Genomic DNA, 24,945 nt, shown 5'->3' with positions numbered 1-24,945 from the left:
TTAATTTTATCTTTCATTATCATATTTGTATAATGTTAGATTTATGGGATTTTTTTCAACATTTATTTAATCCTAGATGGATTTTTTTATATTTCGGAAATACAGCTTTGTTTATTCTTTTAGCAATTGTTTTTGCAGAAACTGGATTTTTTATAGGTTTTTTTTTACCAGGAGATTCTTTATTATTTACTGCTGGCATCTTTGGAAAAGATTTATGTAAAAATTTTTATAACGTACCTTTTTTTGTTATTATTTTAATTGTTGCATTAGTAGCTATTCTTGGTAATATGCAAGGATATTGGTTAGGATATAAATCTGGAAAATTACTATATAAAAAAAAAGATTCCTTTTTTTTTAGAAAAAAACATCTTATTATAGCAAAATTATTTTATAATAAATATAAAACAACTGCACTTATTATGAGTCGTTTTCTACCTATGTTTCGTTCTTTTGCTCCTATTGTAGCAGGAGCAATTCGCATTGAATTTAAAAAATTTATGATATATAATATTATAGGGGCTCTTGCTTGGACTTTTTCTATTATGTTATCTGGACATTATTTAGACAAAAGTTTTCCTGAATTAAAAAATCATCTTGAATGGATTATTTTATTAATAGTATTTACTACAACATTACCTATAATTTTTAAATTAAAAATAAAAAAAAAGAAAAAAGTACTTATTTAAATTATATTTTATTTTTTTTTTTTTGAATTCTTTTAAAAAAGAAAAATTTTTGTATTAAAGATTTACATTGTTTTTTCATAATTCCAGATACAAATATGGTTTTTGGATGTAATTTTACTCCATAATATAAAAATCCTTTTTTATTATAAGCCCCACAAACAACTTTTCCTATTTTAGACCAAAATAAAGCCCCTGCACACATTATACATGGTTCTAATGTGACATATAAAGTACATTCTTCAATATATTTTTTACTTAGATAAGTAGAAGCTAAATTTATTACTAACATTTCTGCATGTGCAGTAGCCTTATTTAAAGTTTCAGTTAAATTATGAGCCTTTGCTATTACTATATTATTATGTATCATTACTGCTCCTATAGGAACTTCATTTTTATGAAAAGCAATAAAAGCTTCTTTTAAAGCAATTTTCATAAATTGAAATTCTAAAGACATTATTTATTTAATTCTTTATCTTTGTTATTTTTGTTATCTTTGTTTTCTTTGTTATCTTTATTTTCTTGTTTTTCTTCTTGAGATCCTTTAATTATTCTGGAACTTTTTACTCTTGCTATTAATGTATTAGATGGATGTAATATAGTATATTTATCATTATATAAATTTTTAACTGTTATTCTATCTCCTATATCTAATAAATCAACATTTAATTTTATGTATTCTGGTATATTATATGAAAAAGCTTTGATTTTTAATTTTTTTATTGCAGAATAATATTCTCCTCCTTTAGAAACTCCAATAGGTCTTCCGAAAGATTTTATTGGAATTTCTAATATTATAGGTTTAAATTTTTCTATTTTACAAAAATCTACATGTAATATTTGATCACTAATAGGATCAAATTGTATTTCTTTTTGAATAGCATTTATACAATTATTATATCCATCTATTTGAATAGATACACCATAAACTTCTGTAGTATATACTATTTTTTTTAAATGTTCTAGTGAAGTTGAAAATGGAATATTTATATTTTTTCCATATAAAATACATGGTATTTCTTTAGAAAGTCTAATAAAACGAATAGCTTTTTTTCCAGTATTTCTTTTTTTTCCGTATATATTTATATATTTCATAATCATATAATAAATTTATTACTAATAGATTCATCATTATGTACTGACTGCATTACTTCCGCAAAAAGAGGAGCACAAGATAAAACTTTAATCTTATTGTATGTTATTTTTTTTATAGGAATAGTATCCGTTATTACTAACTCTTCTAATGCAGAATTATTTATTTTTTCATATGAATTTCCTGATAAAACAGGATGAGTTGCTATAGCTCTAACACTTTTAGCTCCTTGTTGTTTTATTAAATTGGCTGCCTCTGTTAAAGTTCCAGCTGTGTCAACCATATCATCTATAAGTATAATATTTTTTCCTTTAACATTTCCTATAAGATTCATGAATTCTATTTCATTCGCCTTTTTTCTTTCCTTATAACAAATAACTACGTCCGTTCCTAAATATCCAGCATAGCTTCTAGCTCTTTTTGCTCCTCCCATATCTGGAGATGCTATAGTTAATTGATCTATATTTAATTTTTTTATATAATCAATAAATATCCTAGATGCATATAAATGATCTACAGGTATATCAAAAAATCCTTGAATTTGATCCGCATGTAAATCCATTGTCATAACTCTAGTAGCTCCTGATGCAACCATTAAATTTGCTAGAAGTTTTGCAGCAATAGGAGTTCTAGGTTTATCTTTATGATCTTGTCTCGCCCATCCAAAATATGGTATTACAAGTGTTATATTATGAGCAGAAGCTCTACGAGCAGCATCACACATTAATAATAGCTCCATTAAATTATCTACTGGAGTAAAAGTTGAACCTATCAAAAATACTCTAGATCCACGAACGGATTGTTCAAAACAAGGAGTATATTCTCCATCGCTAAATTCTAAAAATTTTACTTTTCCAAGAAAAGCTCCATAATAATAAGCTATATTTTCTGATAATTTTAAACCACTTCTTGTAGAAAAGAAGAGAACCTTTTGATTCATAGTTTTTTTATGTTTTTTTTTATGCAAAAATACTCTTTAAATTAATTAAAATAATACTATAAATAAGGTTTATGAAACAATACTTAAATTTAATAAAAAATGTATTGAAAAATGGAAAATATAAAAAGGATCGTACTGGAGTAGGAACAATAAGTATATTTGGATATCAAATGAGATTTGATTTAAATAAAGGATTTCCTCTTTTAACCACAAAAAAATTAAATATAAAATCTATTATTTATGAATTATTATGGTTTTTAAAAGGAGATACTAATATACAATATTTAAAAGAAAACAAAGTATATATTTGGAATGAATGGGCAAATAAAAATGGAGATCTTGGTCCAATATATGGATTGCAATGGAGAAGATGGCCTACCTATGAAGGTCATTTTATAGATCAAATAGTTAATGTTATTAAGGAAATTAAATCTAAACCTAATTCAAGACGTTTAATAGTTTCTTCTTGGAATGTAGGAATGATTAAAAAAATGTCAATTCCTCCTTGTCATACACTATTTCAATTTTATGTATTAGAAAAAAATATATCACTTCTTTTATATCAAAGAAGCGCAGACATATTTCTTGGTTTACCTTTTAATATAGCTTCTTATGCATTATTATTAACTATGTTAGCTAAAACTCTTAATTTAAAAGAAAAAGAATTAATCCATACTATTGGAGATGCTCATATTTATAAAAATCATATTAAACAAGTTAAAATACAAATGAATAGAAATCCAAGACCATTACCAAAAATGATTCTTAATCCATCTGTAAAAAATATTTTTAATTTTTCTTTTGAAGATTTCAAATTAATAAATTATAATCCATTTTCTCATATTAAAGGAGATGTAGCTATTTAAAATTTTTATTTTTCTAATAGCCAATTTTTAAATATGTTAAAATTATTAATCATAGATATTTTTTTTATTTTTCTTTTTGAATTAAAAAATGTTTTCATTTGTTTAGGAAATACAATATTTTTTTGTATAAAATACGGCATTTTATCTAAAAATTTAATAGGATGAGCAGTTTCTAAAAAAATAGTTTTATATAACGTATTATTAAATTTTTGTAAATATTTTTTAAGACCTAAATAACCAATAGCTCCATGTGGATCTAACATATAGTTATATTTTTTATATACTTTTTCTATAATATCTATAGTTTCTTTATCCGTAAATTGATAAGAATATAAAACTTTCTTTAGTTCAATTATATTTTTTTTGTATAAAAAGTTCCATATACGAGAAAAATTGCTGGGGTTAGATATATCCATAGCATTTGATATAGTTTTTTTGACTGAAGTAGGATTATATTTTCCTGATTTTAAAAATCTAGGAATAGTATCATTAATATTTGTAGAAGCTATAAAAAACTTTATGGGTAACCCCATTTTTTTAGCCATCATACCTGCACAAATATTTCCAAAATTTCCGCTAGGAACTGAAAAAATTAATTCTATAGGATGTTTTTTTTTTTCTTCTATTATTATTTGTCTATAAGCTAAAAAATAATAAAACATTTGAGGTATCCATCTAGCTATATTGATAGAATTAGCCGAAGTTAAAATATATTTTTTTTGTATTTCTTTATCTAAAAAGGCTTTTTTAACCATATTTTGACAATCATCAAAATTTCCATTAATTTCTATAGCTAATATATTATCTCCTAAAGAAGAAATTTGTTTTTTTTGTAATGAACTAATTCCATTATATGGATATAAAATAATAACTTCAATTCCTAATTTTTTATGAAATCCTTTAGCAACAGCTCCTCCAGTATCTCCTGAAGTAGCTACTAAAACTGTTATTTTTTTTCCTATTTTTTTATAAAAAAAACTTAAACATTCGGACATAAATTTAGCTCCAACATCTTTAAAAGCTAAAGTAGGTCCATGAAAAAGCTCTAATACTCTAATATTATCATGTATTTCTATCATAGGAAATGGAAAATTTAAAGTATCGTAAATAATATTAGATATATATTCATCTGGTATAGATTTACCTATATAAGGTTTTATAACAGATATAGCTATTGTAAAAATATCATAATTATAAATTTGATCAAAAAAGTTTTTTTTTAATATAGGAATATATTCTGGTATATATAATCCTCCATCTGGAGCTAATCCTTTTAAAACAGCTTTTTCAAAAGAAACAAAATTATTATTATTTTTTAAACTATAATATAACATAATATTTTATAAATTATTTATTTAATTTTTAACCATTTAACTCCTAAATGATTAATAGGAGAAGTATAAGTTTTATAATCCACTTTTAATGGAGAATAAACATAATTCATTACTTCAGTAACTTTTTTTGCTGTATAATTTCCTTTGCTTAACATGAAAACAGAAGGACCTGAACCAGAAATACCTCCACCTAAAGCTCCTATTTCTTTGCATCTTATTTTTAATTCATAAAATGCTGGAATTAACATTGCTCGTATAGGTTCTACAATAACATCTTCTAAAGATCTACTTATCAAAGCATAATTTTCTTGATATAAACCTGCTACTAATGCCCCTATATTTCCCCATTGTTTAATAGCATCTGTCATTAATATTTTTTGTTTTAATATTTCTCTTGCATCTGATGTTTTTATTTCAATTTGTGGATGTATAATACTAACCCATAATTCTTTAGGAGAATGTAATTTAGTGATATCTAAAGGATTATAACTTCTAACTAACGTTAAACCTCCCATGATAGCAGGAGCTACATTATCAGCATGAGCAGATCCACTTGCTACACGTTCTCCTTCCATAGCAAAACGTATTAATTGTATAGTATTAAAAGGATTACCTAGTAAAATATTAGCTCCTAAAACAACACCAGCAGCACTAGCTGCACTGGATCCAATTCCACTTCCAGGATGAATATTTTTAATAAGTTCTATATCAAATCCTATTTGATCTTTTTTTTCAAATTTTTGTTTTTGTTTATATTTTTTTAAAAAATATTGTAAAGCTACGAATGCTACATTTTTTTTTGGATCTTTAGGTAAAGAACTTCCATCTATTTTATTAATACGTATTCCTGGTATATTAGATTTATATAAAAAAATTTCATCTTTTGGAAAATCTAAAGCTAATCCAATAACATCAAATCCACAAGCAAGATTAGCTACAGTAGCTGGCGCCAATATTTTAATCCCCTTCATGATTTTTATTTAGTAGCTTTAATAATATCTGAAAAAACACCAGATGCAGTTACTTCTGCTCCAGCCCCTGCTCCTTTTATAATAAGAGGTTGTTCAGCATAACGATATGTATTATATAAAACCATATTATCTTTTCCTTCTAATTGAAAAAAAGGATGACTTTGTTTAACAAATTCTAGACCAACAGAAGCAACTCCATTTTCATAACGTGCAATAAAACGTAAACGTTTTTTTTCTTTTTCTGCTTCATCTCTAATTTTAAAAAAGTAATCTTTATATTTATATAATTCTTCATAAAAATGATCTATAGAAGGACAATTGTAACAACTTTCAGGAAGAAAAGATTTTTGATTAATATCACTTAATTCTAATGAAGAACCACATTCTCTTGCTAAAATAAGTATTTTTCGCATGACATCTAATCCGCTTAAATCAATACGTGGATCTGGTTCTGTGTATCCTTTTAATTGAGCTTCTTTAATTACTTCTAAAAAAGATTTTTTTCCTATAAAATGATTAAATATAAAATTTAAACTTCCTGATAAAACAGCTTCTATTTTATTGATTTTATCTCCACTATTTATAAGATCATTTAAGGTACTAATAACTGGTAAACTAGCTCCTACATTAGTTTCAAATAAAAATGGAGCTTTAAAATGTCTAGAAAGAGTTTTTAATTTTTTATAATGATCGTAATCAGATGAACATGCTATTTTATTACAAGTAATAACACCTATTCCGTTTTTTAAAAATTTATCATAAGTCATAGCCATTTTTTCACTAGCTGTATTATCAACAAATAAACTATTTCTTAGATTAAATTTCCATACTTTTTCCATAAAAGAATAAATATTCATTATTTTATTATCTTCTTTATTAAGATATTTATTCCACTGATTTAAATTTATTCCATGTTCATTAAAATACATATTTCTACTATTAGCTAATCCTATAATCCTTACTTGTAATTTTAATTCTTCTAATAAATAATTTTGTTGTTGATTTATCTGTTCTAAAAGTTTACTACCTACTTTTCCTACTCCACAAATAAATAAATTAATTTGTTTTGGAGGACTTTCAAAAAAAGCTTCATGTAAAGTATTCAATGCTTTTTTAAAATCATTTTTTTTAATAACTGCTGATATATTTTTTTCAGTAGAACCTTGAGCTATAGCTCTTACATTAATACTATTTCTACCTAAAGAAGAAAACATTTTACCACTAGTTCCATGAAGATTTTTCATATTATCACCTACTACAGCGATAATACAAAGGTCTTTTTCTATTCTTAATGGATCTATTCTTCTTTGATGAATTTCTTGAGAAAATTCACTATCTATTACAGCTTTTGCTTTAATTACATCCATTTCATGAATACCGGTAGTTATTGAATGTTCTGAAGAACTTTGAGTTATAAATATAACATTTATTTTTTCACGTGATAAAGCTTCAAATAAACGTTTAGAATATCCTGGTATTCCTACCATTCCACTTCCTTCAAGAGTTAATAAAGCCATATTCTGAATTCCAGAAATACCAGTTACAGGTTGACTAATATTTGTATTTTTACTAATATAAATTAAAGTACCTGGATCTGAAGGAGAAAAAGTATTCCTAATTTGTATAGGAATATGTTTTTTCATAGCAGGTTGTATTGTAGGAGGATATATAACCTTTGCTCCAAAATGAGATAATTCCATTGCTTCTTCATAAGAAATTTCCTTAATAGGAAAAGCTTGATTTACTACTTTTGGGTTGGCTGTCATCATTCCACTTACATCTGTCCATATTTCAAGTAAACTAGCAGATATAGCAGCTGCTAAAATAGCAGCTGTATAATCAGATCCTCCTCTTCCAAGAGTTGTAGTTTCGTTTTCCAATGTAGAACCTATAAATCCAGGTAAAACAATATATTCTGATGTTTTTTCACGAAAAAATTGAACAATATGATGATTACTTGTAATAAAATCTACTTGAGCACATCCAAATTGATAATCAGTAATAATTAAATCTCTGCTATCTTTACATATTGTATCTAATCCAGACTGTTTTAATTTTTCTGCAATAAGAAAAGAAGAACTTAATTCTCCAAAACTCATTATTTTGTCTAAAGAACGTTTTGATAATTCTTCTACTTGAAAAATTCCATCACATAAACTTTCTAAATCATTAATATTTTTTTTAATCCAACTTATCAAATGACTTTGATAAGTTATTGGAAATAATTCTCTTATGAGATTAAGATGACGAATTTCTATTTCTTCTAATATATTTTTATAAACATTTTTTCTTTCAGATGCTAATTTACCACATTGTATTAATTGATCGGTAATATTTCCTAATGCAGATACAACAATAGCATATCTTCCTTTTGGTTTTTTTTCTAGCAAAGAACAAATACGTTTTATTGCATTAGAATGTGCTACGGAACTCCCCCCAAATTTTAAAACTTGCATTTTTTAATGATTTTTTACAATTTTTCCATTACTGATGATAACAAAAATAATGATAATTTGTGTAGAGAAACTTTTAAAACAATTTTGAATTCGTTATGAATATATTCATTACTATTTATAATTTTGTTTTTTTAATACAATTTTTTTAAAAAATCAAATTTTTTATTAAAAAAAATATAAAAAATATTATTATAATATTTCATAACTTTAAACTTGTATAACTGTTCTTGCAATGATATTAAATAACTTAAAGAAAGTATGCATTTAACTTCTTATGAAAAGGAAAAAATTCTTCTGCATATGGCTGGAGAATTGGCAAAAAAACGTTTAAAAAGAGGATTAAAATTAAATTATCCTGAATCTTTAGCTTTAATAACTCATTATGTTATGGAAGGTGCTCGTGATGGAAAAACGGTGAAAGAACTTATGGATGAAGCTGGAAATATTCTTAATAATGAACAAGTTATGGATGGAGTATATGAATTACTTAATAATGTTCAAGTAGAAGCTACTTTTCCTGATGGAACTAAATTAGTAACTATACATAATCCTATCAAAAAAAAAGTAAAGAAAAATTCCAATATCATTCCAGGACAATATAATCTTCTTGAGGAAGATATTATTTTATTACCTGGAAGACCTCGTATAGAGAGAGTAGTATCCAATACAGGAAATCGTCCTATTCAAGTAGGTTCACATTTTCATTTTTATGAAACTAATTCTGCCCTTATTTTTGATAGAGAAGGAACTAATGGATATAAATTAGATATTCCTTCTGGAAGGTCTGTTCGTTTTGAACCAGGTGAAACAAAAAAAGTAATTTTAGTAGAAATAGGAGGAAGAAAAAAAGTTTATGGATTTTCAGGAAAAGAAAAAAAATATGAAAAAAATAGATAGAGAATCTTATGCAAGTATGTATGGTCCTACTACAGGAGATAAAATTCGTTTAGGAGATACCTCTTTATGGATTGAAATAGAAAAAGATTATACTATTTATGGAGATGAATGTGTATTTGGAGGAGGAAAAGTTATTAGAGATGGGATGGGACAACATCCATTTGCTACAAGAAAAGAAGGAATTTTAGATTTAGTTTTAACAAACGCTATCATTATTGACTACTATGGTATTATAAAAGCAGACATAGGAATAAAAAATGGTGTTATTGTTGGAATAGGAAAAGCAGGAAATCCATATTTTATGGATGGAGTTACTCCTAATATGTATATTGGAGTTGGAACAGAAGTTATTTCTTCAGAAAATATAATAGTAACAGCTGGAAGTATAGATAGTCATGTACATTATATATGTCCTCAATTATTTGAAGTAGCATTAGAAAATGGAACAACTACTATTATTGGAGGAGGATCAGGCCCCGCTACTGGTAGTATAGCAACAAATTGTACTTCAGGAGTTTGGAATATTCAAAGAATGTTAAAAAGTACAGATCACGTACCTATTAATTTTATTTTTCTTGCAAGTGGAAATAGTTCTCATCCAGATGCATTAATTGAACAAATAGAAGCTGGAGCTGGAGGATTAAAAATACATGAAGATTGGGGAAGTACACCACACGTTATTGATCAATGTTTAAATGTATCAGAAAAATTAGATGTACAAGTTAATATTCATACTGATTCATTAAATGAATCTGGTTATGTAGAAGATACTTTAAAAATATTTAAAGGGCGTACTATTCATACTTATCATACAGAAGGTGCTGGAGGAGGACATGCTCCTGATTTATTAAAAGTTATATCCTTTTCTAATATATTACCTTCATCTACAAGTCCTACTATGCCTTATACTTGCAATACTATAGATGAACATTTGGATATGTTAATGATATGTCATCATTTAGATTCTAATTTACCAGAAGATTTAGCGTTTGCTAAATCACGTATAAGATCTGAAACTATTAGTGCTGAGGGGATTTTACATGATATAGGTGCTATTAGTATGATTAGTTCAGATTCTCAAGCTATGGGTAGAATAGGTGAAATAGTAAAACGTACATGGCAAACAGCGGATAAAATGAAAAAACAAAGAGGAATTCTTAATGAAGAAAAAAATAATAAAAATGATAATTTTAGAGTAAAGCGATATATTTCTAAATATACTATTAATCCTGCTATTACTCATGGTATATCAGAATATGTAGGATCTATTCATATTGGAAAAATGGCAGATTTAGTGTTATGGAAACCTTCTTTTTTTGGAGTAAAACCAGAATTAGTAATAAAAAGTGGAATGATTGTATATGCAGGAATGGGTGATCCTAACGCTACTATACCTACTCCTCAACCATTTATGTATCGTAAAATGTTTGGTTATTTTGAACCAAAATTAAGTAGTGTATTTGTTTCTGTAAGTGCTATAAATAATGGATTTTTTGAAAAAAATAAAATAAAAAAACAAATAAAAATAGTAAAAGGATGTCGTTTTTTATCTAAAAAGAATATGATTTTAAATCAAGAAATACCTAATATAGAAGTAGATCCAAAAACTTATAATGTTTATATAAATGGAAAAAAAATAGTTTCTAATCCTTCTAATATTTTACCATTATCTCAAAGGTATTTTTTATTTTAAAAAAATACCCAGAGCGGGACTCGAACCCGCATGATATAAAATCACTGGATTTTGAGTCCAGTGCGTCTACCTGTTTCGCCATCTGGGTTTTTAAAAAATAAGTTTTTTTATTTTTATTTTTAATTTTTTTAAAAAAGATAATCCGTTATCATTTTTTTTATATAAATATATAACTCTTTTAATTTTAGATAAATAAATCAATTTACTACATTCTTTACATGGAGAATGTGTTATATAGATTGAAGCTTTTTCACAAGAAAAATAAGATGACGATATTTTTAAAATAGCATTTGCTTCTGCATGTATTACATACCATTTAGTAGAACCATTTTTTTCTTCACATATATTATCAAATCCATTAGGAGTTTGATTATATCCGTTAGATATAATTTTATTATTATTAACAATAATAGCACCTACTTTTTTTTTTTACAAAAAGATAATTTTGATTGCTCAATAGCAAGTTTCATATAAGCTATATCATCATATTTTTTAATAAATTTCATTAACCTATAATTGAAAAATGAAAATATATAGTTCGCAAAATACGAAAATTAAAAATTTAATAAAAATTTTAAAAAAAAAAATTATTTATTTATCGTTGAAGGTATAAAAGAGTTTGAAATGGCTATAAAAGGTAATTTTTTTCCAAAAAAAATATTTATATATGACAAAATATTCTATAATTATAATATAATTAAACCTTTTTTTTCTATTACTTATTTAATAAATAAAAAAAATTTTAAAAAATTAGTATATAGAGAAAATTCAGATGGAATTGCAGCCTTGTTTAAAGAACATACTGTAAATAAACTAAAAAATATAAAAATTACTAATAATTGTTTAATACTTATATTCGATGGAATTGAGAAACCTGGTAATTTAGGGGCTATGTTAAGAACGGCTAATGCTGCAGGTGCTCATTTTATTATATTATGTAATATTAAAACTTATATTTTTAATTCTAATATAATTAGATCTAGTTTAGGAAGTGTTTTTACAAGTAAAATTATTATAGAAAATGAAATAAAATTGATTGTATCTTGGTTACAAAAAAATAATATTAAAATTGTAGTAACAGGAATTTATAAAAACGCAAAAAATTTGTATAAAACAAATCTATCTTTTTCTAAGATAGCTATTATTTTAGGATCTGAGGATAAAGGAGTATCTAATATTTGGTTAAATAAAACTAAAAAAATCATAACTATTCCTATGTTTGGAACTATAGATTCATTGAATGTAAGTAATGCTATGTCTATAATAATATATGAAATTATTAGACAAAGATATTATCTAAATGGATTTAGATTTTCATAAACATAATCTATTTTTAGATTTTTTTTTTGAGAAGCTTTTATAGATAATCGGTCACAATAATCATTAATATAATGATTATTGTGACCTTTAATCCAATGAAAAATAATAAAATGTTGATGATATATATATAAAAGTCTCTTCCATAAATCTATATTTTTTTTTTTATAAAAATTATTTTTTTTCCATTTATAAATCCAATTATTTGTAATAGAATTAACTATATATTTTGAATCGGTAAAAACAGTAATATTTTGTTTTTTTTTTAAAATTTTTTCTAATCCTACTATTACTGCTAATAATTCCATACGATTATTTGTAGTATAACGAAATCCTTCATATAAAACTTTTCTAGTATAAAAACTTCCAATAAGTATTTCTATAAATACTCCATATCCTCCTGGTCCAGGATTTCCTCTTGAAGATCCATCTGTATAAATGTAAATTTTATTGTTCACAATAAAAATTTATATTATTATTTATTATTTTCAAATTTTTTTAATTGGTGTTGAATTAAATTAAAACATTTATTTTTTAAATAATTTTTATCTTTTAATGATAAATTTTTTGTTGAAATGGAATGATGTTGTTTTATTCTTATTTTTCCTGGTATACCTTTTATAATAGAAAAGTTTGGAAATTTTTTTTTTATATCACCTATAGTAAAAGGAATAATGGGTATTTTTTTTAAAATGGCTATAAAAAAAGCTCCACTTTTAAAATGATCTAAAAAAATAGAAGGATGAGGAACTCCTCCTTCTGGAAAAATACAAACACTTTTTCCAGAATCTACTTTATCTTGTATTTTTTTAAATACTTTTATACTACTAGATAAATTTTTTCTATCAATTAAAATATTACTATTTTTATAAACAAATCCAAAAAGAGGAAGTTTAGATAATTCTGCTTTTCCTACAAAAACTAAAGGGTGATTTCTCATTAAAGAATAAATTAACATAATATCTATAATAGAACTATGATTACTTATAATTACATATTGTTTATTATTATCCAATATTTCTTCATCTTTTTCTAAAACATACCAAAATCCCATAAGAAATAGATTACTTCTGGCCCACATTTGATGAAACCAATATGCTATTGGATAATATTTTTCTTTAAAAAGAAAAGGAATAGAAGCTCCAGCCCATAAAGGAACTAAAAATATATTAATAAAAAAAAACCAAATTCTCCATAATAATATTAACAATATTTGTATAAATCTCATAAATAAAATTAATAAATAATATATAAAATTCATAATAACTTTAAAAAGTTTGTTTTTATATATTTATATAATTTTTACATAAATATATATTTTGTTATAAATTTTAAAAAAAATGACATTTATAAAAATGTATTTACATGTATACATTAGGAGAATTTATTATAGAAAATAGGGATAATTTTTTGCATTCTACTGAAGGATTATTACGGTTGTTTAGTTCTATAAAACTAGCAGCTAAAGCTATTCATAAAGAAGTAAATAAAGCTGGATTAACAGAAGATATTATAGGAAGTTCTGGAGTTACTAATATTCAAGGAGAAAATCAACAAAAATTAGATAATTTTGCTCATAAAGCATTTATTGAATCATTTAAAAGTAGAAATGTAGTTTGTGGAATAGCATCAGAAGAAAGTAAAGATTTTATAGTAATAAAAGGAAAAAAAGAAAATATTTCACATCAATATATTGTTTTGATAGACCCTCTTGATGGTTCATCTAATATTGATGTAAATGTATCTATTGGAACTATATTTTCTGTATATAAAAGAAAATCTACTATAGAAATGGATTTAACAATAGAGGATTTTTTACAAATAGGAAATCAACAAATTCTTGCAGGTTATATTATTTATGGTTCTTCTACTATACTAGTATATAGTACAGGAAATGGAGTTCATGGATTTACATTGGATCCTTCAGTTGGTACATTTTATTTATCTCATCCAAATCTATATTTTCCTAAAATAGAAAAAATTTATTCAATAAATGATGGAAACTATGCTAAATTTTCCAATGGAGTTAAAAAATTTATCAAATATTGTCAAGAAAATAAAAATAATAGACCTTATACAGCAAGATATATTGGATCTTTAGTAGGAGATTTTCATAGAAATATAATTCAAGGAGGAATATATATTTATCCTAGAACAGCTTCTTCTAAAGAAGGAAAATTAAGATTGCTTTATGAATGCAATCCTATTGCTTTTTTAACAGAACAAGCTGGAGGTAAGGCTACTGATGGTAGTAAACGTATACTAGATATAGTACCTAAAAAATTACATCAAAGAACACCATTTATTTGTGGACCTATAGGAATGGTTTCTAAATTAGAATATTTTATAAAAAATAACGATGAATGAAAACAAAATTAAAAAAAATTTATTTAAAAAAAATAATAAAAAATGGAAAATATTTATTTATATATCCTATATCTTCTGTTTTTATTATAGAAAAAAGAAATAATGAGCAACATTCATCTATAAATTTAATTGGAACTTTAGTAAAAAAAAAAAAATTTAGAAAATCTGTTTCTAGAAATAGAATTAAACGTTTATTAAAGGCTTCTTTTTTTTTAAATAAATGTATTTTTAAAAAAAAAGATAAAATTTATTATGTAATTTTTATTTATCAAACTTTATATTTTCCTAATTATAAAAATATAGATGATTCTGTTAAAAAAATTTTGAATAAAATAAAATGTTATTGAAATAATTGACTTGCGTTAGCTCCAAAAATTTTAACTGCAAAAGCTAATAAAACAATTCCAAATATTTTTTTTAAAATATCTAAACCACTATTTCCTATTTTTTCAGCTATAAAATCACATTGATCTATTACAAAATAAACTACTATCATATTAAGAATAAGAGATAAAAGAATAATATTTGTATCATAAGTTGTTCTTAATGAAATTAAAGTAGTTAAAGATCCAGGACCAGCTATAAGAGGAAAAGCTATTGGCACAATAGAAGTTTGAGCATTTTCTGTTACTTTATGAAAATCTACTCCTAGTATCATCTCTAAACCAATAACAAACAATACAATAGATCCAGCTACAGAAAATGAGTGAACATCTACTCCAATAATTTTTAGTAAAGGTTGTCCTAAAAATAGGAAAGATAAAAATATAACAAGAGAAGTCGTTATAACTTTTTTAGTATCTATAATATTACCTTTAGATTTAAATCCCATAATTATGGGAGCATTTCCTAATATATCTATAATGCTAAAAAGTATCATAAAACAACTGATTAATGAATTGATCCATTCCATATTCAAAATTTATTCAAATTTTTAAACTTAGTTCCGAATTATAGTTTTTTTTAAAAAATACATTATATAATAATTTGGATACAAATTAAGTAAAAATATAATGAATATCATCAATTTTTTTTTAATACTACATCATATTATTCTATATTTTTGATAGAAAGTCCATTGACATAAGCTTTCCATCCTGCTTTTCTATATTTTTCTGCCATTATTTTTGGATTATTAGATTGATAAATGGCTTTTCCTACAATAATAAAATCACTTCCATTTTTTTCAAATGCTTGATTAGGATCTATATATTTATTACCAAAATTATTATTTTCAGAATTAGAAAAATGAATACCAGGTGTAAATAATAATAATCTATCGTCTACTTTTCTTTGTGCTACAGTTCCGATTACTTTTGGATTTTTAATAGAAATATTTAAAGCTTTTCTTATATAATTATCATCGGATAATTTTCCATAAGAAGACATTTCAGATACAGTAATTAATCCCATATTAGATGGTATATTTAAATTTTGTATACTTTTACTACCAGCTATTACATGTACAGTGATAATATCTGCCCAAGAAGAAATTTTATGTATACCATAATGAAGTTGAAGATAATTGGTAGGACCAACATCGCATAGTTTTCTATCTTCAAATAATAAAAAATTTTTTTCTATAGAAATATTTTTTAGAGATTTTATAAATGATAATGAAAAATCATTAATAATATCTATATGAAGTTTTAATCCACAAATTATATCTCCAATTAATTTTACTAATTTTAATATTTTTCTAGAATGCACTAAATCTGCAGAAACGATTAAATTTGTTTTTTTTTTTAATGTTATATCAATAAGTTTTTTTCCTATAGGATGATGTATTTTTTCTTTTTTTTTCTCATAAGAAATACGTTTATAGTAATTTTTTATATTTCTATTTTTAAAAAAAAATTGAATCATATGTATTTCTTCTTTTTTTAAAGAATGTTTTTTTTCTAACATTTTTAAAACTTCTCCTATACGAAATAAAGTTTTTATATCGTATCCTTTTTTTTTTATATTTTCTATTCCTCCTTGTTCTCTATCAAGAATAGACATAATATATTTTACAAATAATCCTTCTTTTTCTATATCTATTATAGTTTTTAGTAAACTATCTCCACTTGTAATAACATCTTCTATAAGAAGACAATATTGACCCTTTTTATAAATTCCTTCAATCATTCGTTTTGTTCCATATCCTTTATTTTCTTTTCTTTTAATAATTAAAGGTATTTTAGATCTTAAAGATAAAGCAGTAGCTATAGGTAAAGCGGCGTATGGAACTCCACAAATTAATTCAAAATTAGGATATGGTACTTCTTCAAGAAGTAAATCTGATAATTTCATTAATAAATCTGGTCTAGAAGCTATTGGACGAAAATCTATATATAAAGGAGAATTCATTCCACTTTTTAAAGTAAAATTTCCAAATTTAATAATTCCTAAATTATAAATTTTTAAAAAAAACTGTTCTTTTTCTTGCATAAAAACTATTTTAGTAAAGTTAAAAATTTTATACTTGGATATTATTACAATTCTAATTAAGATTATGAAAAAAATAGATATTTCTACTATTATAAATGGAATAAAACTTTCATCATGTATTATGAATGCTTCAGGAGCCCTTTGTTCTACATCTATAGAATTATCCAATTTATTAGAAAGTTCTTCTGGAGCAATTGTGACGAAAAGTTGTACAAGTTATTTAAGAGAAGGAAATATAAAACCAAGATATTTTGAATGGGATAAAGGAAGTATAAATTCTATGGGATTACCTAATCTTGGAATTGATTTTTATTTAAACTTTTTCGAAAAAAAAAAAACTAAAAAACCTATTTTTCTTTCTATATCTGGACTTTCTATAAAAGAAAATTATTTACTTATTAGAAAAGCTAATCTTTTTTCAAATATTACAGCTTTAGAATTAAATTTATCTTGTCCAAATATTTCAAAAAAAAAAGTATTAGGTTATGATTTTTATAAAATTTATGGATTTTTAAAAAAAATATTTAAATTTAATAAAAAACCTTTAGGAGTTAAATTACCTCCTTATTTTAAGGATATACACATAAAAAATATAGCATTAATATTGAATAAGTTTCCTATTTCTTTTGTTACTTGTATTAACAGTTTGCCAAATGGTATTATAATTGATGCAAATAAAGAATCAGTAGTAATATATCCTAAAAAAGGTTTTGGTGGAATAGGTGGTTCAATTATAAAACCATTTGCATTAGCTAATGTACGTACATTTTATACTTATCTTAGAAAAGATATTTCTATAATAGGATGTGGAGGTATTTCTTCTGGAAAAGATATTTTTGAACATATATTATGTGGAGCTTCTGCTGTTCAAGTAGGGACACAATTTATTAAAGAAGGAATTTCAGTATTTGATAGATTAAAAAAAGAATTTATTATTTTTTTACAAAAAAAAAATTATTCTTCTTTAAATATTTTCAAAGGATCTTTAAAAAATCTTTAATAAGATTTAGAAAAAACTACTCTTTGACAAGAATTTTTTCCAGAATAAATACATTTTCCTTTTTCTTTTTCAAAGGATAAAGGAATACAACGTATAGTGGCTTCTGTTTCTTCTTGAATTTTTTTTCCTGTTTTTTTTGTTCCATCCCAATGAGCAAAAATAAAACCACCTGAATATTTTATTTTTTTTTTGAAATCATTATAATGATCTGACTTAATCATTAATTTTTTAGTTCTATTTAATGCTTTTTGATAAATATTATTTTGTATTTCATCAAGTAATTTAGGAATTATATTTTTTATATTATCCAAGTATATATAAATTTTTTCATATGTATCTCTTCTAAAAATTTCTATTTTTTCATTTTTTATTTCATTTTTTCCTATGCTAATTCGTATAGGAATCCCTTTCATTTCATATTGATGAAATTTCCAACCTGGAGTATATATTTCTCTATTATCATATTTTACACGTATTTTTTCTTTTTCTAAAATATTTATAATTTTTTTTGATACACCATTTATTATATCTATATTTTTATTTATTATTGGTATAATAATAACTTGTATAGGAGATATTCTTGGAGGAAGTATTAATCCTTTATCATCTGAATGTGACATAATTAGTCCTCCTATTAATCTAGTAGATATTCCCCAAGAAGTAGACCATACATATTTTTTAATTCCATCAATATCAGTAAACTTAACGTCAAATGATTTTGAAAAATTTTGTCCTAAAAAATGTGATGTACCAATTTGTAAAGCTCTACCATCTTGCATAAGAGCTTCTATACAATAGGTTTTTTCAGAACCATAAAATTTATCCATATAAGGTTTAATACCTTTTAAAACTGGTATAGCTAAAAATTTTTCAGAAAATTCAGTATAAATATTTAATATTTTTATAACTTCTTTTATGGCTTCTTTTTCTGTAGAATGAGCGGTATGTCCTTCTTGCCATAAGAATTCATTAGTTCTAAGAAATAACCTAGTTCTCATTTCCCATCTCATAGCATTTCCCCACTGATTTAATAAAATAGGTAAATCTCTATAAGATTGTATCCAACGTTTATAAGTTTTCCATATGATACTTTCAGAAGTTGGCCTAATTACTAATTCTTCTTCTAATTTAGAATCAGGATCTATAGTTAATTCTTCATTTTTATTTTTTTTTAATCTGGAATGTGTTACTATAGCACATCCTTCAGAAAAAATTCCAATATGTTCTTTTTCTTTTGAAAAAATAGATTTAGGAATTAATAAAGGAAAATAAACATTTTTATGTCCTGTATCTTTCAACATTTTATCTAACTTATTTTTCATAATTTCCCATATAGAATAACCATATGGTTTTATGATCATAAAACCACGAATACCAGAAAATTCTGCTAAACCAGATTTTATGATTATTTCATTATACCATTTTGAATAATTATGACTTTTTTTAGTTAGCATTAAAATAAAACTTCTTAATTAAAGATATAAAAATTATTTTTAATGACACTTTTAATTTTATTTTTAAATTAGAGGTTTATTAAACAAATAAATATGCTGTTATTTTATGGCACATCCAAAAAGAAGACAATCTAAATCTAGAAAAAACAAAAGAAGAAGTCATTTAAAAATAAAGAGTCCTTTATTAATAAAATGTCCATTAACAAAACAAAAACACTTGTATCATCATGCTTATTGGTATAATAAAAAATTATATTATAGGGGTAAAATTTTATATAATAAAGAATAAATATTCTTTACCTAAAAACTTAAACAAGTATTCAAGTAAAAGTTATGGATTTAAAAAAAATTAAATCACTTATTCAATTTGTTTCTAAATCAGAGATTAGTGAAATAAAAATTCAAATAAAAAATACTAAAATTTATATAAAAAATAATATAACATTTAGGAAAAAGAAAAAAAATTCATGGAGTACTATGTCTAGTAAACTTTCTTCTTCTATTTCTAATTTTTCTGATAGATTTTCTAAAAAAGTAAATGAAAATGAATATTTAACAATAAAATCTCCTATGATAGGAACATTTTATAGAAAACCTCATCCAGATAAAAATCCTTTTGTTCAAGTAGGAGATAAAATAAAAATAGGAACAAAAGTTTGTGTTATAGAAGCTATGAAATTATTCAATAATATTGAATCTGAAGTAGATGGAAAATTAATTCAAGTTCTTGTGGAAGACGCTACTCCAGTTGATTATGATCAACCTTTGTTTCTTTTAGATCCTAATTATTAATTATTTTTATGTTTAAAAAAATATTAATAGCTAACCGTGGAGAAATTGCTTTAAGAATAATAAGAACAGCAAAAGAAATGGGAATAAAAACTGTAGCTGTTTATTCTACAGTAGATAAACATAGCCTGCATGTTTATTTTGCAGATGAAGCAGTGTGCATAGGTCCACCTACACCATATAAATCTTATTTAAATATTCCAAATTTAATATCTGCAGCAGAAATTACAAATGCAGATGCCATTCATCCAGGATATGGTTTTCTATCTGAAAATGCATATTTTTCGTCTATGTGTAAAAAACATGGTATAAAATTTATAGGAGCTAAACCTAGTCATATGATTCAAATGGGTAATAAAATTTTAGCTAAAAAAACTATGAAAAAAGCAGGAATACCTTGTTTACCTGGGTCCAATTGTTTTGTTAAATCATCTTATAAAGAAATAGAAAAAATAGCTGATGAAATAGGATATCCTATTATTATAAAAGCTGTTTATGGAGGTGGAGGAAAAGGAATACGATCAGTTTTAGAAAAAAATTATTTAAAAAATTCTTGGGAAGAAGCTAAAAAAGAAGCTTTAGCTTTTTTTGGAAAAAATGATATGTATATAGAAAAACTAATTTTAGATCCAAGACATATTGAAATTCAAATACTAGGAGATAAATATGGAAAAGCATGTCATTTATCAGAAAGAGATTGTTCTATTCAAAGGAGGAATCAAAAATTAATAGAAGAAGCTCCTTCTCCATTTTTAACTTCATTTTTAAGAAAAAAAATGGGAGAAAATGCAGTAAAAGTTGCTGAATTTATTCATTATGAAGGAGTAGGAACAATAGAATTTTTGGTAGACAAAAATAAGGATTTTTATTTTATGGAAATGAATCCAAGAATACAAGTAGAACATACAATAACTGAAGAGATAACAGGATTAGATTTAATACAAGAACAAATATTTTTAGCTTTTGGAAAAAAACTTTCTATAAAAAATTTTTATCCAAAAATGTATTCAATAGAATGCAGAATTAATGCAGAAGAACCTTATCATAATTTTCGTCCAGTTCCAGGAAAAATTACTCAAATGCATTTACCAGGAGGTAAAGGAGTACGTGTAGATACTCATATTTATGCAGGATATTTTGTTCCACATTATTATGATTCTATGATTGCTAAAATTATTACTACAGCAAAAAGTAGAAAAGAAACCATTGAAAAAATGCGTCGTTCTTTGGATGAATTTGTTATAGAAGGTATTCATACTACTATACCTTTTCATAAAAAACTTATGGAAAATGAAAATTTTTTAAAAGGAAATTATAATACCAATTTTTTAGATAAAAAAAATTCTAATTTTTTTTTAAATGATTAAAAATCATCATTATTTTTCAAAATTTTTTAATAAATTAATCATTTCTTGAATATTCCCATTTAGAAATTCTATAAGATTGTAAATGGATTTATGAATTCTATGATCTGTTACCCTGTTTTTTGGGTAATTATAAGTTCGTATTTTTACAGAACGATCTCCAGTAGAAACTAAAGATTTTCTTTCTATAGATCTTTTTTTTAATTTTTTTTCCATTTCATTTTTATAAATACGTGATCGTAAAATACTTATAGCTTTATCAAAATTTTTGTGTTGAGAACGTTCTTCTTGACATTCAACTGTTATTTTACTTGGTATGTGAGTTAATCTTACTGCAGATTCTGTTTTATTAACATGTTGTCCTCCAGCACCACTAGAACGAAAAGTTTCTTTTTTTAAATCACTATATTTAATATTAATTTCTATATCTTGAACTTTAGGTAAAACAGCTACTGTTATTGCTGATGTATGTACTCTTCCTTGAGATTCAGTTTTTGGAATTCTTTGTACTCTATGCACACCAGATTCAAATTTTAAAGTACCATAAACATTTCCTTTTCCATTTATATCTATAATTACTTCTTTATATCCTTTTATTCCTTTTTGAGCCTGTATTATTTTATATTTCCAACCTAATTTTTTAAAATACATAGTGTACATTCTTAATATATCTTCTACAAAAAGACAAGCTTCATTACCTCCTGTACCAGAACGTAGTTCTAAAATAGCATTTCTATCATTTTCTATTTTTTCAGTATTTTCTTTAAAAAAAATATTATAAGATTCTTTTTCAATAGAATCAATTTTTAACAAAATTTTCTCTTTTTCTGCAAAGGCTAACTTTTTCATATTTATATCTGGATCTTTTTTTAAGATAAACTCAGCTTCTTGCAAGAAAACTAATTGTTTATTATATTTTTCATGAAGAGAAACAATTTTTTCTAATTTTATATATTTTTTTATAAAAAAATTATATTTTTTTTGATCATATATAATATTAGGTTGTATTATAATTTTTGAAATTTCTAAAAATTCTTTTTGAAAAATTTCAAATTTTTTAATAAAAAAAGCTTTTTTCATTTTTTTCAATTTTAAAAAAACTTAAAGCTTTATCGTATTCTATAAATAGAGTTAATCAATTCTATATCTTTTTTGATAGCTTTATTAGATATATATAAAAAATATGTAATAATAATATTGCAACTACATAATAGTATAATAAATTTATATTCAATAATATGATAAAAAATAAAAATATTCAATATAAAATTAGTATTGCATAGGATAATATGTATTTTATTTATATATATTTGCCACTTTCTTTTTTTAAAAAGTATAAAACTAAAAAAACATAAAACTATACATAGTATTAAAATTATTTTTTCTAAAAAAAAATATTTTTTTATTTCTTTTATAGAATATACAGGATAAAGATAAAAGTATATAATAATAGAATAAATGAATACAGATAAAAGTAAATATAGTGTTTGTATGCGATATATCATAAAATTAATTTTATTAAATCATATTTAATAATTGTATTTCTCATTTTTAACTTTATAAGTTGTTTATAAATAAAGGTAAATAAAGTATATTACTATTATAAAATATAATCCAATTACTTTATGTTTGATATTACTGAATTAAAAAGTAAAAAGCTTTTTGAATTACAGGAGATTGCTCGTTCTTCAGGATTGAAAAAATGTACACAATTACGAAAAAACGAACTCCTAGAAAAAATTATTTCCATTTTTAACAAAAAAACTTCCAATACACATAAAAAAGAATTTCAAATACGTAAAAATTTAGATTCAAAGAATTTATTTACAGAAAAAGAAAAAAAGAATAATGTAAATACAAGGAAAAAATTTTCTTCTCAAGAAAGAAATTCTGGTTCTAAACTTTCAGAAGAATATAAAAAAAAATATCAAAATTTTCCTAATTGGAAAAAATATGAAAAATTTGAATCTCATGTGCATCATCATGGTGGTGATAATTTACAAAAATCTAATAAGTATAGAACACATGAATATGAATTTGATGGCATTATAATTAGTGAAGGAGTATTGGAAATAATGCCAGAAAATTATGGTTTTTTAAGATCTTCAGATTTTAATTATTTATCATCTCCAGATGATATTTATGTTTCTCAATCTCAAATTAGACTTTTTGGTATGAAAACAGGAGATACTATAAGAGGAGAGGTCCGTCCTCCTAAAGACGGTGAAAAATATTTTCCATTAATAAAAATTTTAGAAATTAATGGAAGACTTCCTTCTTTTGTAAGAGAAAGAGATTCTTTTGAACATTTGACTCCATTATTTCCAAATGAAAAATTTAAGTTAGCTGAAAAAAATGCGACTCTTTCTACCAGAATAGTAGATCTTTTTACTCCTATAGGAAAAGGTCAAAGAGGAATGATTGTAGCTCCTCCAAAAACTGGAAAAACTACTTTACTAAAAGAAATAGCTAATGCTATTGCTGCTAATCATCCAGAAGTATATTTAATTATATTATTGATTGATGAACGTCCAGAAGAAGTAACAGATATGCAAAGAAATGTCAAAGGAGAAGTAATAGCATCTACTTTTGATGAACCAGCAGAAAGACATGTTAAAGTAGCAAATATTGTTTTACAAAAAGCAAAAAGAATGGTAGAATGTTCTCATGATGTTGTTATTCTATTAGATTCTATCACTCGTTTAGCACGTGCTTATAATACTGTAGCTCCTGCATCTGGAAAAGTTTTATCAGGAGGAGTGGATGCAAATGCATTGCATAAACCAAAAAGATTTTTTGGTGCAGCTAGAAATATAGAAAATGGTGGATCTTTATCTATTATTGCTACAGCTATGATTGATACAGGATCAAAAATGGACGAAGTTATTTTTGAAGAATTTAAGGGAACTGGAAATAAAGAACTTCAATTAGATAGAAAAATAGCTAATAAACGCATTTATCCAGCGATTGATCTTGTTTCTTCTAGTACAAGAAAAGATGATCTTTTATTAGAAACAAATACATTACAAAGAATGTGGATTTTACGAAAACATCTTTCTGATATGAATCCTGTAGAAGCTATGGAATTTTTAAGAGCTAGAATAGCTAGAACTAAAAATAATAATGATTTTTTAATATCTATGAATGGATGATCATTTTTTAATCAATATTTGATTTTTTAAATGAAAAGTATTATATTATGTGATAGCGCGGGATGGAGCAGTTGGTAGCTCGTCGGGCTCATAACCCGAAGGTCATAGGTTCGAGTCCTATTCCCGCTATTTTTTC

Annotated in this window: 26 protein-coding genes and 2 tRNA genes; 13 read left to right on the top strand and 15 right to left on the bottom strand. The window is 24.2% G+C overall.

Annotation, left to right across the window (positions count from 1 at the left end; all coding sequences use genetic code 11):
• Positions 1–32: 32 nt before the first annotated feature.
• Positions 33–686 carry a DedA family protein gene (locus H0H36_RS00725; RefSeq protein ID WP_185869897.1) on the top strand — a complete coding sequence of 218 codons (654 nt, stop codon included), beginning with the start codon at positions 33–35 and terminating at the stop codon, positions 684–686.
• 1 nt (position 687) lies between these two features.
• On the opposite strand, the gene H0H36_RS00720 is transcribed toward H0H36_RS00725, so the two are convergent.
• Genes H0H36_RS00720 through H0H36_RS00710 form a run of 3 tightly spaced genes read right to left on the bottom strand, consistent with a single transcriptional unit; the run spans position 688 to position 2,716 of the window.
• Positions 688–1,119, bottom strand: a complete 432-nt coding sequence (locus H0H36_RS00720; protein ID WP_185869896.1) for a nucleoside deaminase — start codon at positions 1,117–1,119, stop codon at positions 688–690.
• 20 nt (positions 1,120–1,139) lie between these two features.
• Positions 1,140–1,778 carry a 50S ribosomal protein L25 gene (locus tag H0H36_RS00715; RefSeq protein ID WP_185869731.1) on the bottom strand — a complete coding sequence of 213 codons (639 nt, stop codon included), beginning with the start codon at positions 1,776–1,778 and terminating at the stop codon, positions 1,140–1,142.
• Between the two features lie 2 nt (positions 1,779–1,780).
• The gene (locus H0H36_RS00710) at positions 1,781–2,716 is read right to left on the bottom strand and encodes a ribose-phosphate diphosphokinase (RefSeq protein WP_185869730.1); all 936 of its coding nucleotides are present in this window, start codon (positions 2,714–2,716) and stop codon (positions 1,781–1,783) included.
• Positions 2,717–2,787: 71 nt separating this feature from the next.
• Between H0H36_RS00710 and H0H36_RS00705 the strand changes: the two genes are divergently transcribed.
• A complete protein-coding gene (locus H0H36_RS00705; RefSeq protein WP_185869729.1) occupies positions 2,788–3,582 on the top strand; it encodes a thymidylate synthase in 795 nt (264 codons plus the stop codon).
• A 5-nt stretch (positions 3,583–3,587) separates the two neighbouring features.
• On the opposite strand, the gene thrC is transcribed toward H0H36_RS00705, so the two are convergent.
• The 3 genes from thrC to thrA are packed head-to-tail and all read right to left on the bottom strand — an operon-like array spanning position 3,588 to position 8,343.
• The gene (gene thrC, locus H0H36_RS00700) at positions 3,588–4,916 is read right to left on the bottom strand and encodes a threonine synthase (RefSeq protein ID WP_185869728.1); all 1,329 of its coding nucleotides are present in this window, start codon (positions 4,914–4,916) and stop codon (positions 3,588–3,590) included.
• 17 nt (positions 4,917–4,933) lie between these two features.
• Entirely contained in the window at positions 4,934–5,887 is a 954-nt protein-coding gene (locus H0H36_RS00695) for a homoserine kinase (RefSeq protein ID WP_185869727.1), read from the bottom strand.
• Positions 5,888–5,892: 5 nt separating this feature from the next.
• A complete protein-coding gene (gene thrA / locus H0H36_RS00690; protein WP_185869726.1) occupies positions 5,893–8,343 on the bottom strand; it encodes a bifunctional aspartate kinase/homoserine dehydrogenase I in 2,451 nt (816 codons plus the stop codon).
• Positions 8,344–8,601: 258 nt separating this feature from the next.
• Between thrA and H0H36_RS00685 the strand changes: the two genes are divergently transcribed.
• Positions 8,602–9,240 carry an urease subunit gamma gene (locus H0H36_RS00685; protein WP_185869725.1) on the top strand — a complete coding sequence of 213 codons (639 nt, stop codon included), beginning with the start codon at positions 8,602–8,604 and terminating at the stop codon, positions 9,238–9,240.
• Entirely contained in the window at positions 9,224–10,933 is a 1,710-nt protein-coding gene (gene ureC, locus H0H36_RS00680; RefSeq protein ID WP_185869895.1) for an urease subunit alpha, read from the top strand. The genes H0H36_RS00685 and ureC overlap by 17 nt, the downstream gene beginning before the upstream one ends.
• Positions 10,934–10,938: 5 nt before the next feature.
• Here the strand turns inward: ureC and H0H36_RS00675 are convergent.
• A tRNA-Leu gene (locus H0H36_RS00675) sits at positions 10,939–11,021 on the bottom strand.
• A 2-nt stretch (positions 11,022–11,023) separates the two neighbouring features.
• Positions 11,024–11,320: a deaminase gene (locus H0H36_RS00670; protein WP_317167157.1), complete on the bottom strand. Its 297-nt coding sequence runs from the start codon at positions 11,318–11,320 to the stop codon at positions 11,024–11,026.
• 237 nt (positions 11,321–11,557) lie between these two features.
• Between H0H36_RS00670 and H0H36_RS00665 the strand changes: the two genes are divergently transcribed.
• Complete coding sequence (locus H0H36_RS00665; protein WP_238786210.1) at positions 11,558–12,253, top strand: TrmH family RNA methyltransferase; 696 nt, start codon at positions 11,558–11,560, stop codon at positions 12,251–12,253.
• Here the strand turns inward: H0H36_RS00665 and H0H36_RS00660 are convergent.
• Positions 12,226–12,708 (bottom strand): ribonuclease H family protein, encoded by a 483-nt coding sequence (locus H0H36_RS00660; protein WP_185869724.1) that lies wholly within the window; start codon positions 12,706–12,708, stop codon positions 12,226–12,228. The genes H0H36_RS00665 and H0H36_RS00660 overlap by 28 nt on opposite strands.
• Before the next feature lie 17 nt (positions 12,709–12,725).
• Positions 12,726–13,478 carry a lysophospholipid acyltransferase family protein gene (locus tag H0H36_RS00655; RefSeq protein ID WP_185869894.1) on the bottom strand — a complete coding sequence of 251 codons (753 nt, stop codon included), beginning with the start codon at positions 13,476–13,478 and terminating at the stop codon, positions 12,726–12,728.
• Between the two features lie 137 nt (positions 13,479–13,615).
• On the opposite strand from H0H36_RS00655, the gene fbp reads away from it, so the two are divergent.
• Both fbp and H0H36_RS00645 read left to right on the top strand, forming a co-directional pair.
• Entirely contained in the window at positions 13,616–14,617 is a 1,002-nt protein-coding gene (gene fbp / locus H0H36_RS00650) for a class 1 fructose-bisphosphatase (RefSeq protein WP_185869723.1), read from the top strand.
• Positions 14,614–14,964, top strand: coding sequence for a ribonuclease P protein component (locus tag H0H36_RS00645; protein WP_185869722.1), 351 nt, complete (start codon positions 14,614–14,616; stop codon positions 14,962–14,964). Before fbp ends, H0H36_RS00645 begins: the two co-directional genes overlap by 4 nt.
• On the opposite strand, the gene H0H36_RS00640 is transcribed toward H0H36_RS00645, so the two are convergent.
• Positions 14,958–15,530, bottom strand: coding sequence for a MarC family protein (locus tag H0H36_RS00640; RefSeq protein WP_185869721.1), 573 nt, complete (start codon positions 15,528–15,530; stop codon positions 14,958–14,960). The genes H0H36_RS00645 and H0H36_RS00640 overlap by 7 nt on opposite strands.
• A gap of 137 nt (positions 15,531–15,667) precedes the next feature.
• Complete coding sequence (gene pyrF / locus H0H36_RS00635) at positions 15,668–17,050, bottom strand: orotidine-5'-phosphate decarboxylase (RefSeq protein ID WP_185869720.1); 1,383 nt, start codon at positions 17,048–17,050, stop codon at positions 15,668–15,670.
• A 64-nt stretch (positions 17,051–17,114) separates the two neighbouring features.
• Between pyrF and H0H36_RS00630 the strand changes: the two genes are divergently transcribed.
• Complete coding sequence (locus tag H0H36_RS00630; protein ID WP_185869719.1) at positions 17,115–18,050, top strand: dihydroorotate oxidase; 936 nt, start codon at positions 17,115–17,117, stop codon at positions 18,048–18,050.
• Here H0H36_RS00630 and proS read toward each other — a convergent pair.
• Positions 18,047–19,510: a proline--tRNA ligase gene (gene proS / locus H0H36_RS00625; protein WP_185869893.1), complete on the bottom strand. Its 1,464-nt coding sequence runs from the start codon at positions 19,508–19,510 to the stop codon at positions 18,047–18,049. The genes H0H36_RS00630 and proS overlap by 4 nt on opposite strands.
• A gap of 100 nt (positions 19,511–19,610) precedes the next feature.
• On the opposite strand from proS, the gene rpmF reads away from it, so the two are divergent.
• From rpmF to accC, 3 genes are read left to right on the top strand one after another with little or no spacing between them, the layout of a single operon-like run.
• The gene (rpmF, locus tag H0H36_RS00620) at positions 19,611–19,793 is read left to right on the top strand and encodes a 50S ribosomal protein L32 (RefSeq protein ID WP_185869718.1); all 183 of its coding nucleotides are present in this window, start codon (positions 19,611–19,613) and stop codon (positions 19,791–19,793) included.
• 44 nt (positions 19,794–19,837) lie between these two features.
• Positions 19,838–20,296, top strand: coding sequence for an acetyl-CoA carboxylase biotin carboxyl carrier protein (accB, locus tag H0H36_RS00615; RefSeq protein ID WP_185869717.1), 459 nt, complete (start codon positions 19,838–19,840; stop codon positions 20,294–20,296).
• Between the two features lie 8 nt (positions 20,297–20,304).
• Positions 20,305–21,660, top strand: a complete 1,356-nt coding sequence (accC, locus tag H0H36_RS00610; protein ID WP_185869716.1) for an acetyl-CoA carboxylase biotin carboxylase subunit — start codon at positions 20,305–20,307, stop codon at positions 21,658–21,660.
• A 9-nt stretch (positions 21,661–21,669) separates the two neighbouring features.
• On the opposite strand, the gene prfA is transcribed toward accC, so the two are convergent.
• Both prfA and H0H36_RS00600 read right to left on the bottom strand, forming a co-directional pair.
• Positions 21,670–22,737, bottom strand: a complete 1,068-nt coding sequence (gene prfA / locus H0H36_RS00605) for a peptide chain release factor 1 (protein ID WP_185869715.1) — start codon at positions 22,735–22,737, stop codon at positions 21,670–21,672.
• 29 nt (positions 22,738–22,766) lie between these two features.
• Positions 22,767–23,162 carry a DUF4293 family protein gene (locus tag H0H36_RS00600; protein ID WP_185869714.1) on the bottom strand — a complete coding sequence of 132 codons (396 nt, stop codon included), beginning with the start codon at positions 23,160–23,162 and terminating at the stop codon, positions 22,767–22,769.
• 120 nt (positions 23,163–23,282) lie between these two features.
• On the opposite strand from H0H36_RS00600, the gene rho reads away from it, so the two are divergent.
• Together rho and H0H36_RS00590 are read left to right on the top strand one after the other, a co-directional pair.
• Positions 23,283–24,809 (top strand): transcription termination factor Rho, encoded by a 1,527-nt coding sequence (gene rho / locus H0H36_RS00595; protein WP_185869713.1) that lies wholly within the window; start codon positions 23,283–23,285, stop codon positions 24,807–24,809.
• Between the two features lie 56 nt (positions 24,810–24,865).
• A tRNA-Met gene (locus H0H36_RS00590) sits at positions 24,866–24,938 on the top strand.
• Positions 24,939–24,945 lie beyond the last annotated feature (7 nt).

The sequence above is a fragment of the Blattabacterium cuenoti genome, from assembly GCF_014252395.1.
GTDB classification, from domain to species: Bacteria; Bacteroidota; Bacteroidia; order Flavobacteriales; family Blattabacteriaceae; genus Blattabacterium; species Blattabacterium cuenoti_AA.
This window is presented reverse-complemented; position numbering and strand designations above follow the sequence as displayed.